This is a genomic window from Gordonibacter pamelaeae 7-10-1-b, from assembly GCF_000210055.1.
GTDB classification, from domain to species: Bacteria; Actinomycetota; Coriobacteriia; order Coriobacteriales; family Eggerthellaceae; genus Gordonibacter; species Gordonibacter pamelaeae.
This window is the reverse complement of record NC_021021.1, coordinates 772,092-782,582: the sequence shown is the minus strand read 5'-3', so window position 1 is coordinate 782,582 and position 10,491 is coordinate 772,092. Positions and strand designations below refer to the sequence as shown.

12 protein-coding genes are annotated in these 10,491 nt (G+C 66.2%); 6 read left to right on the top strand and 6 right to left on the bottom strand.

Annotated features, from left to right (window positions below; translation table 11 throughout):
• The 6 genes from GPA_RS03720 to GPA_RS03695 form a co-directional block, all read right to left on the bottom strand.
• Positions 1-905: GGDEF domain-containing protein (locus tag GPA_RS03720; RefSeq protein ID WP_041238991.1), on the bottom strand; the 905-nt coding region annotated here is incomplete at its 3' end.
• Positions 906-980: 75 nt separating this feature from the next.
• A complete protein-coding gene (locus tag GPA_RS03715) occupies positions 981-1,301 on the bottom strand; it encodes a type II toxin-antitoxin system RelE/ParE family toxin (protein ID WP_015538977.1) in 321 nt (106 codons plus the stop codon).
• On the bottom strand, positions 1,288-1,596 hold the full coding sequence (locus GPA_RS03710) for a type II toxin-antitoxin system Phd/YefM family antitoxin (RefSeq protein WP_041238989.1): 309 nt from the start codon (positions 1,594-1,596) through the stop codon (positions 1,288-1,290). Before GPA_RS03710 ends, GPA_RS03715 begins: the two co-directional genes overlap by 14 nt.
• A gap of 264 nt (positions 1,597-1,860) precedes the next feature.
• Entirely contained in the window at positions 1,861-3,273 is a 1,413-nt protein-coding gene (locus tag GPA_RS03705) for an aldehyde dehydrogenase (RefSeq protein ID WP_015538976.1), read from the bottom strand.
• A gap of 9 nt (positions 3,274-3,282) precedes the next feature.
• On the bottom strand, positions 3,283-4,470 hold the full coding sequence (locus tag GPA_RS03700; RefSeq protein WP_041238987.1) for an iron-containing alcohol dehydrogenase: 1,188 nt from the start codon (positions 4,468-4,470) through the stop codon (positions 3,283-3,285).
• A gap of 160 nt (positions 4,471-4,630) precedes the next feature.
• Entirely contained in the window at positions 4,631-5,149 is a 519-nt protein-coding gene (locus GPA_RS03695) for a hypothetical protein (RefSeq protein WP_041238985.1), read from the bottom strand.
• Positions 5,150-5,405: 256 nt separating this feature from the next.
• On the opposite strand from GPA_RS03695, the gene GPA_RS03690 reads away from it, so the two are divergent.
• The 6 genes from GPA_RS03690 to GPA_RS20345 all read left to right on the top strand — a co-directional run.
• Positions 5,406-6,860 carry a S1C family serine protease gene (locus tag GPA_RS03690; protein ID WP_015538974.1) on the top strand — a complete coding sequence of 485 codons (1,455 nt, stop codon included), beginning with the start codon at positions 5,406-5,408 and terminating at the stop codon, positions 6,858-6,860.
• A gap of 142 nt (positions 6,861-7,002) precedes the next feature.
• Positions 7,003-7,782 carry a UMP kinase gene (pyrH, locus tag GPA_RS03685; protein ID WP_015538973.1) on the top strand — a complete coding sequence of 260 codons (780 nt, stop codon included), beginning with the start codon at positions 7,003-7,005 and terminating at the stop codon, positions 7,780-7,782.
• A 76-nt stretch (positions 7,783-7,858) separates the two neighbouring features.
• Entirely contained in the window at positions 7,859-8,416 is a 558-nt protein-coding gene (gene frr, locus GPA_RS03680) for a ribosome recycling factor (RefSeq protein ID WP_041238983.1), read from the top strand.
• A 220-nt stretch (positions 8,417-8,636) separates the two neighbouring features.
• Entirely contained in the window at positions 8,637-9,416 is a 780-nt protein-coding gene (locus GPA_RS03675; RefSeq protein ID WP_041238981.1) for an isoprenyl transferase, read from the top strand.
• A 1-nt stretch (position 9,417) separates the two neighbouring features.
• Entirely contained in the window at positions 9,418-10,338 is a 921-nt protein-coding gene (locus tag GPA_RS03670; protein WP_015538971.1) for a phosphatidate cytidylyltransferase, read from the top strand.
• A 42-nt stretch (positions 10,339-10,380) separates the two neighbouring features.
• Positions 10,381-10,491: hypothetical protein (locus tag GPA_RS20345; RefSeq protein ID WP_156791125.1), on the top strand; the 111-nt coding region annotated here is incomplete at its 3' end.

Sequence of the window (10,491 nt, the reverse complement as noted above, 5' to 3'; positions counted from 1 at the left end):
GCCTGCTTGGCGGCGTACATCGCGCGGTCGGCCTCGGCGAAGAGGTCGCGCCACGAGCCGTGGCGGGCGTCCAGGCGCGCGGCGCCGTGGCTGACAGTCACCGAGAACGGCTCGGTGCCCTGGAACTTGCAGGCGGCTATGCCGGCCTCGAGCGCTTCGGTCAGCGTATCGGCCTTGTCTTTGGGCAAGCTGGGAAGCACGAGCATGAACTCGTCTCCGCCGATGCGGCTGGCCCAGCCGCCCCCGTGCTCGGCGCTTTCCAGCAAAAGCTGCGAGACGCGCGCCAGCACCTCGTCGCCTACAAGATGGCCATGTTCGTCGTTGACCTGCTTGAACCGGTCGATGTCGAGGATGCAGAGCGTGGTCGGCGAGGTGCCATCCCACTGCGCGACCAGCTTGCCCAGCTCGCGCTCCGCGTATTCCTTGCGCAGAAGGCCCGTGGACGGATGGCGCACGGTGAGCTCGTTGATCCGGTCCACCAGGTCGACGGCCGTTACGTTCCCATCTGTCTCTATGTCGGCGACCATCAGGTCGTCCGTGACGTTCTTGATGAACTCAAGCGCGAACTTGCGATCGCTCCCCCCGAACGGGATCGTAACGATGAGAAAGATGCTCCGCCCCAGCGTCTCCAGCTTGACCACCTGCCGGTTCTCGCGCACGGCGATGCGCGAGACGCAGTTGGTGCAGGGCCGACCATGGTTCCAACAGCGGTAGCATGTGTCGTCATGGGACAGGAATCGGCCGTCCCGATAGTCGTATACAAGGTACGTCTCGGTATCCACCAGCCGGTAGTGCTCGAAGAACGCGCCAGGGGACAGGCGCCCTTCGATAGAAGGGTCGATGTGTTGGATGGGGAAGATGGCGTCCTCCTCGCGACGTCTCTGAACGGAGCCGCCATTGTACACCCTCCGCCGACGCGCGTCAGCCCGTCTGCGGAGGGTTTCAAGCGCTATTTCATGAAGCTCATGAATGCGCAAGCGTCAGTCATCCAGGATCTCGAACCCGTAGCAGTCGGTGTCCTGCGTCATATGGAAGATGCGGCGCACGGTGAGCGTGTCGTCCGTGTACGTGTAGTACACCCAGTATCGCTTCACGAGCTTGCGCCGGTAGGTCGGATGCTCGAGGTCCTCGTCGAAGAACGGCTGGCCGAGCTCCGGAATCTCGGCCGCGCGCTCGATGGCGGCGAAGATTGCGTCGGCGGTGTCACGTGCAGCCTGCGGCGACTTCAAGGTGAGCGCGATAGAGGCGAGTATGCCGTCGAGGTCGGCGCTTGCGCGCGGCCTGAACTCAATCGCGCGCATGGAGCTGCTCCGCCGCATCGATGAGCTGTTCCACGCGCGCCTTCACCTCGTCAAAGGGGATGGCGGCGGGGCGGTACTTCTCCTCGATTTCGGCTTCGCGCAGTTTTCGCACGGCACGCTCATGGCGCAGGTGCTCGTCGTAGGCCTTGCTGTCGATGACGACGAGCGAGGCCGCGCCGTTCTTCGTCATGATGATAGGCTCGCGCGTCTCGCGCGCAAGCGCCTCGATGTCGTTCAAACGTGTTCGCAAGTCACTGATAGGCCGTATCTGTGGCAACGCCGCCTGCATAGCCATAACGCCTCCTGTGTTATAAATAAGTAACTTATTTATAACACAATAAAGGACTGTCAGCAAGCACACGCACTCTCGCAGGTGGATTCCTCTCACCCGAACAGCCCGCAACCCGCTCCCAGCGACGAAAAGCTCGCAGCTTAGCCTCCTGCGAAAGAGTCCGCCGTCCCATTGGCCGGGGCACCGCCCGTGCGGCGCGCCGAGCTTTCGCGAAGTGTGCGAGAGGCGCTGCACGGGCGGTGCCCCGGCCAACGGGACGTCCACACCCTATTTCATTAGCATCTTCAAAAGCCTCATCTTCGTATCGTCAAAGGGTGGGTTGCGGATGGGCATCTCCAGCCAGGTGCCCTTCTTGAGCGTGGACTTGTAGTGGGTGAAGCAGTCGAAGCCCACCTTGCCGTGATACGCCCCCATGCCCGAGTTCCCCACGCCGCCGAAGCCCATGTGGTTGTTCGCCAGGTGGATCACCACGTCGTTCACCGTGGCGCCGCCGAACGGCAGGCGCGTGAGCACGCGGTGCTGCACCTGCTTGTCGTCGGAGAACACGTAGCAGGCCAGCGGCTTCTCGAACGTGCGCACGATGTCGAAGGCCTGGTCAAGCGAGCGGTACGTGAGCACCGGCAGCACGGGCCCGAATATCTCCTCGCCCATGACCGGGTCGTCCAGCGTCACGCCCCGCAGGCACGTGGGCTCGATGCGCAGCGTCTCGGGGTCGCCGTGGCCGCCGAACGTCACCGTCGCGTCCGGGTTGCGGTTCTCGATGAGCCCCATCACGCGCTCGAAGTGGCGCTGCGAGATCATGTGCGGCCACTGCTCGCACGCCAGGATGTTCTCGCCGTAGTACTGTTGAAAGCTTGCGTCCAGCTGCGCCACGAAGTCGTCCGCCACGTTCTCGTGCACGAGGAAGTAGTCGGGCGCCACGCAGGTCTGCCCGCAGTTGATGCCCTTGCCCCAGGCCACGCGCTGCGCCGCGCGCTTCACGTTGGCCGTTTCGTCCACGATGCAGGGGCTCTTGCCGCCCAGCTCCAGCACCACGGGCGTGAGGTGCTTGGCCGCTGCCTCCATGATGGTGTGCCCCACGTTCGGGCTGCCGGTGAAGAAGATCTGGTCCCAGCGCACTTCCAGCAGCCAGTCGTTCATCGCGCCCGATCCGGGAAAGCCGCACACGAACTCGGGCGGGAACACGTTCGCCAGCATCTCGATCAGAAGCTCGCTCGTGGCCTTCGAGGTGCGCGAGGGCTTGAGCGCCACGCAGTTGCCGGCCGCGATGGCGTCCACCAGCGGCACGAGCGCCAGCTGCACGGGGTAGTTCCACGGCGACAACACCAGCACCACGCCCAGCGGGCTCGGGTACACCTTCGACGTGGAGTGGAAGTGCACGAGCGGCGTGGGCACCCGGCGCGGGCGCGCCCACTTGGACAGATGCCTCACGCACGTGTTGATCTCGTCATAGACGAGGCCGAGCTCGGTGGCGTAGCCCTCGAACGCGGCCTTCCCCAGGTCGGCGTGCAGCGCGTCCAGGATGCGCTCCTCGTTGGCCTTGAGGTAGGCCTTCAGCTTCAAAAGCGCTTCGCGACGGTACTCGACCTGCAGCGTGGCGCCTGTCAGATGGAAGGCGCGCATCCGCTGCGCCTGGGCCTCGACGTCGGCGACGCCTTCGAAGATGGGTGCGGTGGTCATGGGCGCTCCTTAGTACGTTGCTTCCAGGATCTCGAGGGCGTCGTCCAGCGTGATCTCCGCCTCGTTGTACAGGGCGGCGCCGTCGTAGCGGGCCTGCTTCGCCACGGCGGGGAGCTGGTCGTGCGCCACGCCCAGCTCCGACAGCTTGAGCGGCACGCCGTACTGCTCGTGGCAGTGCTCGTTCATGGCGAACAGCTCATCGCAGAAGGCCAGGTCGCGCTCGGCGGGCATCGCGCCCGGTCCCAGCTCGGCTGCGCGCGCGGGTGCCAGGTGGGGCAGCAGCTCGCCGTAAAGCCCGGCATGTACGCCATGGTAGAGGTTGAAGCGCACGCAGTGGGGAAGGAGCATCATCATGGCCTGGCCGTGCGGGATGTGGCAGAGCCCGCCGAGCGAGTGGCCGAGCGCATGCACGATGCCCACCATGGCGTTGCTGAACGCCGCTCCCGCCATGAGCGACCCCAGCGCCAGGCTCGCTCTCGCGTCGACGTTCGCGCCGTCGCGGCAGGCCACCGGCAGGTTGGCCGCGATAAGCTCGATGGCCTTCACCGCGAAGGCGTCGCTCACGGGGTTCTTCTGGATGGACGTGTACGCCTCGATGGCATGCGTGAGCGCGTCCATGCCGGTGGTGGCCGTGAGCTTCGGCGGCAGCGACGCGGTGAGCGCCGGGTCGAGGATGGCCGCGTGCGGCACCAGCTTGTAGGAGGTGAACGACAGTTTCGCGTGCTTCTGCGTGTCGGCCACCACGGCCACGAGCGTCACCTCGCTGCCGGTGCCGGCCGTGGTGGGCACGGCGATGAACGGCGGCAGGTCGGCGTGGAGGATCTCCGAGCCCTGCAGCGTGGCGAAGTCCACCCCCTCGCAGGCAAGCGAGGCGGCCGCGCCCTTCGTAGTGTCGATGACCGAGCCGCCGCCGATGGCCACGAACCCGTCGCAGCCGCGTGCGGCGTAGAGGCGCGCCACCTCGTTCACCACGTCCATCGACGAGTCGGGCGGCACCTGATCGAACACGTCGTAAGCGACGCCGGCCGCGTCCAGCACGTCCGTGAGCTTGGCGGCCACGCCCAGCTTCACCAGGCCCGCGTCCGTCATGACCAGCGGGTGCGCCACGCCGCGGTCGGCCAGCTCGCCGGGCAGCTTGTCCAGCGCGTGCGCCCCCGCGATGATCTTGGTGGGGCAGCAGAATTCGAATGCTTTCACGGCTTCTCCTTCGCTTTCTCGGGGAAAACTCTGCCACAGCCTCTGTTTTCGTCCAGCGCTATGATCAGGTATTATGCTACATAGGCGCAGGTCGAACGCTTGCGGAGGTGCGGCCGAAATCGGAGGCTGTGGCACGTTCCGGGCACCGTTTCCCTTTCTCCTACGGCATCGCCGCCGCCGGCCTGCGATATGCGCGCCGCCAGCCGAAGAACATCTTCAGCAGCGCCGTGAACAGGTAAGTGAGGGCCACGCCCGTATCGTTGGGGCCGCGTGTGGAGAACGCGCGCTGCGCGAGGGCGTCCTTGAGCGTCAGGCCGCCCGAAAAGCAGCCGAACGCATAGGCCAGCGAGCGGAAGTCGATGACGTAGTCCACGGTCACCGCATCCGCGTCGGCGCTGGCCAGCCCGCTTCCCGGCTCAACGTCGCGGGCGACGCGCGCGGGCGGGATACGCTCGAACGAGCCTCGGTCGGTGCGGCGGCATGTGCAGGTCAGGTCGGTGCCGCGCACCGACAACCTGAACGTGTAGCCCGGCGCCAGGTAGGCCACCTCGGCGCGGATCCTCGGAGACACGTGCCGGAGCAGCGTAATCAGGTGCGGCAGCAGGCGCAGCAGCGCGCGCACGTACAGCGCTTGGAGGCGTTGGGCGGCGGTTCGCCGCGGAGGCGTTTGGTCGGACATAGGCGCTCCTTGCACATCCTCGATGACGATGCACCTCATGATAGCACGCCTATCCTCGCATCCCCGGCGCGGCACGTTCCTCGGCCTGCGTCGGCCGGTGTACGTCCTGTACACCAAACGGTGTAATTCCATGACGCGAAGATGACAATTGCGTTGAAGGAAACCTGATCAGGAACCACGCGTGATATGGTAGGCCCATCACCTACCTAAGCGAAGCGATCATCGACCACAACGATACCCAAGGAGCGTGAACCACATGACCGATACGCACGGCAACACCCCCGGCGGCCCCGTCCCGCCGACTTCGGGCGACGAGCATGCCCAGCATGCCGCCCAAACGGGGCAGCAGCCTTACTACCAGCAGTCCTACCAGCAACCGTACCAGGCGCAGCACACGCCCGGCCAGGTGACGGTGGAGAAGAAGTCGCACGGCCTGCGCACGTTCCTGCTCGCGTTCGCGGGCGCGGCGCTCGCCTGCGTCATCGGGCTGGGCGGCTTCGGCATCTGGCAGGCCGCTACCGGCGCCGACAAGGGCGGCGGCTCCGACTCCGGCTCGTCCACGCAGCTGGGTTCGCAGAACTCCGGCAGCATCAACGCCACCGATGCCGAGTCCGACCAGACGCTGGCCGAGGCCGTGGCGCAGAAGGCGCTGCCCTCCGTGGCCGCCATCGACGTGTACGCGAACCAATCCAACATGGGCGGCATGTACGGCTTCGGCGGCGGCTCCAACTCCGGCTCCGGCAGCACGCTCACGCAGGCCTCGCTCGGCAGCGGCGTCGTGCTCACCGACGACGGCTACATCATCACGAACTACCACGTCATCGCAGGCGGCGACGCCTACAAGGTCACCATCGAGGGCGAGACCTACGACGCCGAGGTCGTGGGCAGCGATCCCAGCTCCGACATCGCGGTCATCAAGGCCAAGGACGCCAGCGGCCTCAAGGCCATCGAGATCGGCAACTCCGACGACCTCATCATCGGCGAGTGGGTCATGACCATCGGCAGCCCGTTCGGCCTCGAGCAGTCCGTTGCCACCGGCATCGTGTCGGCCACGAGCCGTTCGCAGATCATGGATTCCAGCACCGACCAGTACGGCCAGAGCTCCGGTGAGACCACCATCTACCCGAACATGATCCAGACTGACGCGGCCATCAACCCCGGCAACTCCGGTGGCGCGCTCGTTGACGCCGACGGCAAGCTCATCGGCATCAACACGCTGATCACGTCCTACTCGGGCAACTACTCCGGCGTCGGCTTCGCCATCCCGGTGAACTACGCGGTGAACCTCGCGCAGCAGATCATCGACGGCAAGACCCCGACCCACGCGCAGCTCGGCGTGTCCCTGTCCACGGTGAACGCCCAGAACGCCCAGCGCTACGGCCTGTCGGTCGACGAGGGCGCCTACGTGGCCGCCGTCAGCGCGGGCTCCGGTGCCGCCGAGGCCGGCCTGCAGGAGGGCGACATCATCACGAAGTTCGACGGCCAGAAGGTAGAGTCCGCGAGCGACCTCATGCTGGACGTCCGCTCCAAGAACCCTGGCGACAAGGTGAAGCTGGAGGTCAACCGCAACGGCGAGACGAAGGAGGTCGAGGTCACGCTCGGCTCCGACGAGAGCTCGCAAAGCGCCTCCACCCAGCAGAACAGCGCGCAGGAATCCCTGCTCGAGCGCCTGCTCGGCGGCGGCAGCGGGTCCAGCGAGAACGCGGCGTAAGGGCTGCGGGCGGCTACCTGCCGCCCGTCTGCTCATTGCGTGAACTGCCTGGAAAAGGCCGCGCGAACTGCGCGGCCTTTTCCATTTTCGGGTAAGATTGAGGCAACGTATGCACATATGACGGTCATCGAAGGGGTTGGTCATGGCTGAGGATAGGGCGAAGGCGGAGGAGAACGTCGAGGAGCTTGAGAAGTGGGCGCGCGTGCGCGAGCGCGGGTATGCGTACCCGCGCGTGCTGCTGAAGCTCTCGGGCGAAGCGCTGGCGGGCGATGTGGGGTACGGCATCGACCCGAAGGTGGTCGACGCGCTGGCCGACGAGATTGCCGACATCGTCGAGGACGAGGTGGAGGTGGCCGTGGTCGTGGGCGGCGGCAACATCTTCCGCGGCCTGGCGGGAAGCGCCGAGGGCATGGACCGCGCCCAGGCCGACTACATCGGCATGCTGGCCACCGTCATGAACGCGCTGGCCCTGCAGGACGCCTTCGAGCGCCACGGCATCTTCTCGCGTGTGCAGAGCGCCATCACCATGCAGGAGGTCTCCGAGCCCTACATCCGCCGCCGCGCCGTGCGCCACCTGGAGAAGGGCCGCGTGGTCATCTTGGCCGCCGGCACGGGCAACCCCTACTTCACCACCGACACCACGGCCGCGCTTCGCGCCTGCGAGCTCAACGTGGACTGCCTCATGAAGGCCACGAAGGTGGACGGCGTCTACGACAGCGACCCGACCAAGAACCCGGACGCCAAGCGCTTCGACCGCATCAGCTACATGGACGTGCTGTCGAAGGGCCTCAACGTCATGGACTCCACGGCCACGTCGCTGTGCATGGACAACCACATGCCCATGATCGTGTTCGATCTGATGGTCGAGGGCAACATTTCGCGCGCTTTGAAGGGCGAAAACGTCGGAACCACGGTAGAATAGAGGCACGTCCGCGCTCCGGCGCGGGCGATCGGTGCGCGCCGCCGCACCGCAGGGAGTTGGGTGAAAGGAGCCGATCATGGTTGATGATATTATGTTGCAGGCCGAGGAGCGCATGGAGCGTGCGCTCGCATCGCTGGGCGAGGCGTTCGGCTCCGTGCGCACGGGGCGGGCGAGCGCCCTGCTGCTCGACCGCATCAAGGTGGATTACTACGGCGTGCCCACGCCGGTGAACCAGATGGCCGGCATCAAGACGCCCGACGCGCACATGCTGGTCATCGAGCCGTGGGACAAGGGCGTGCTGGGCGCCATCGAGCATGCCATCATGGAGAGCGACTTGGGCGTCACGCCGTCGAACGACGGCTCGTGCATCCGCCTGCCGTTCCCCTCGCTCACCGAGGAGCGCCGCCGCGAACTGGTGAAGCAGTGCAAGAACTATGCCGAGGAGGCCCGCGTGGCGGTGCGCAAGGCGCGCCAGGACGCCAACGCCGCCCTCGATCGCTGCGTGAAGGACGACAACCTCCCCGAGGACGACGAGCGCCGCGCCCAGGCCGAGGTGCAAAAGCTCACCGACAAGTACGTGGCCCAGGTGGACGAGGCCTTCAAGAAGAAGGAAGCCGAAGTGATGGAAATCTAACGTTCCGGCGGCCTGCCGGCCGCCGGAACTGCTCGACGCTGCGAAGCGTTGGGGCACCCCATCTCGCGGCGATGCCGATGACTCGCGTACTGAAGTACGCTTCATCATCGCCATCCCCACGATCTGGGGCACCGCAACGCTTCTCGCTGACTTACTAAGCCAACCGGGGAGTTCGAGATCAACCTGTGCGGCTGGCGTACGACTTGAAAGCAGTGCTTCCTTGAACAAACCGCTCGACTACATATTCCCGAACCCTCCCGCCGACCTCGATCCCACACGGCTCGACCCTGCGGCGGTGCCCGAGCACGTGGCCGTCATCATGGACGGCAACGGCCGGTGGGCCAAGGAGCGCGGCAAGAACCGCCTGTTCGGCCACAAGGCCGGCATCGATGCGGTGCGCGAGACCATCCGCTGCGCGTCGGACGTGGGCGTGCGCTACCTCACCATCTACTCGTTCTCCTCCGAGAACTGGAAACGGCCGCAGGAAGAGGTCATCGGCCTCATGAACCTGTTCGCCACCACGATGCTCGCCGAGGTGGACGGCCTGCACGAGGAGCACGTGCGCGTGATGACCATCGGGCGCACCGACGAGCTGCCGAAGAAGACGCGCGACGCGTTCGCGAAGGCGTGGGAGAAGACGAAGGACAACGACGGCATGACGCTCGTGGTGGCCGTGAACTACGGCGGCCGCGTGGAGATGCTGGACGCCATGCGCTCGCTCATGGACGAGGCCCACGCCGCGGTGCGCGCCGGACGCGCGCCCGAGGAGCTTACCGAGGAGTCGTTCGCCCGGCACCTGTACACGGCGGACATCCCCGACCCCGACCTGCTCATCCGCACGAGCGGCGAGATGCGCGTGTCGAACTTCCTGCTGTGGCAGATCGCCTATTCTGAGTTCGTGTGCACCGACGTGCTGTGGCCCGACTTCGACCGCTACGAGCTCCTGCGGGCGCTCTTGGAGTTCCAGGGGCGCGACCGCCGGTTCGGGGCGGTGAAGTAGGATGGAGCCGCGGCGGGCCGACGAGGCGGTTCCGGAAGAGGACGACCGCACGCGCAAGGAGCGGCTCAAGAACTTCGCACAGGACAAGACCCCGAAGAAGCTGAAGAACCCCACGAACTTCCAGGTGCGCTTCCGCACCGGGTTCGTCTACATCGTCGTGTCCGTGGTGTGCGTGCTGGCCAGCGAATGGACCACGCTCGCGCTGCTCGTGGCCATGGCCGGCATCACGGCCGGCGAGTTCTACTACATGCTGCGCCAGGACGCGAAGCTGCCGAACGAGATGCTGGGCATCATCGCCGCCATGCTGTATCCCGTGAGCGTGTTCTTCCTCGGGTTGAACGGGGCGCTGTACGTGAGCCTGGCGCTGCTCTTGGCGCTCATCGTGTGGTACGTGTTCTGGATGCGGGCGCGCGTGCCCGACGTGGGCGTGAGCTTCTTCGGCGCCGCGTACTGCGGCATGCTGCTGTCGGGCATCATCGTGGTGCGCGAGGCGCTGCCGGCGCCCTGGGGCGGCGTGCTGGTGCTGGGCATCCTCTTGAGCGTATGGGCCAACGACTCGTTCGCCTACCTGGTGGGAAGCAAGTTCGGCAAGCACAAGCTGGCTCCGCGCACGTCGCCGAAGAAGAGCTGGGAGGGCTTCTTCGCCGGGCTCGCGGGCTCGGCGGTGTTCTGGTGCCTGATGACGCTCGTGCCCGGCGTGACCATGTCCATCCCGCAGGCCATCCTGTTCGGCCTGGCGAGCGGCCTCATGGGCGTGCTCGGCGACCTGGCCGAGAGCCGCATCAAGCGCAACTCCGGCTTCAAGGACTCCGGCACCATCATGCCGGGGCACGGCGGCCTGCTCGACCGTTGCGACTCGCTGTTCCTGGTGGCCGTGACCTCCGCCATCCTGCTGGTGGCCGGGGGCTGCATACCTTATTAGGCATCGCGCCTGCGTGAACGCGCGGAGCGCAAGGAGGCACGTATGAAACGCATCGTCGTACTGGGGTCGACCGGCTCCATCGGCACGCAGACGCTCGACGTGGCACGCCGCCATGCCGACAAGCTAGAGGTGGTGGCGCTCGCCGCGGGCACG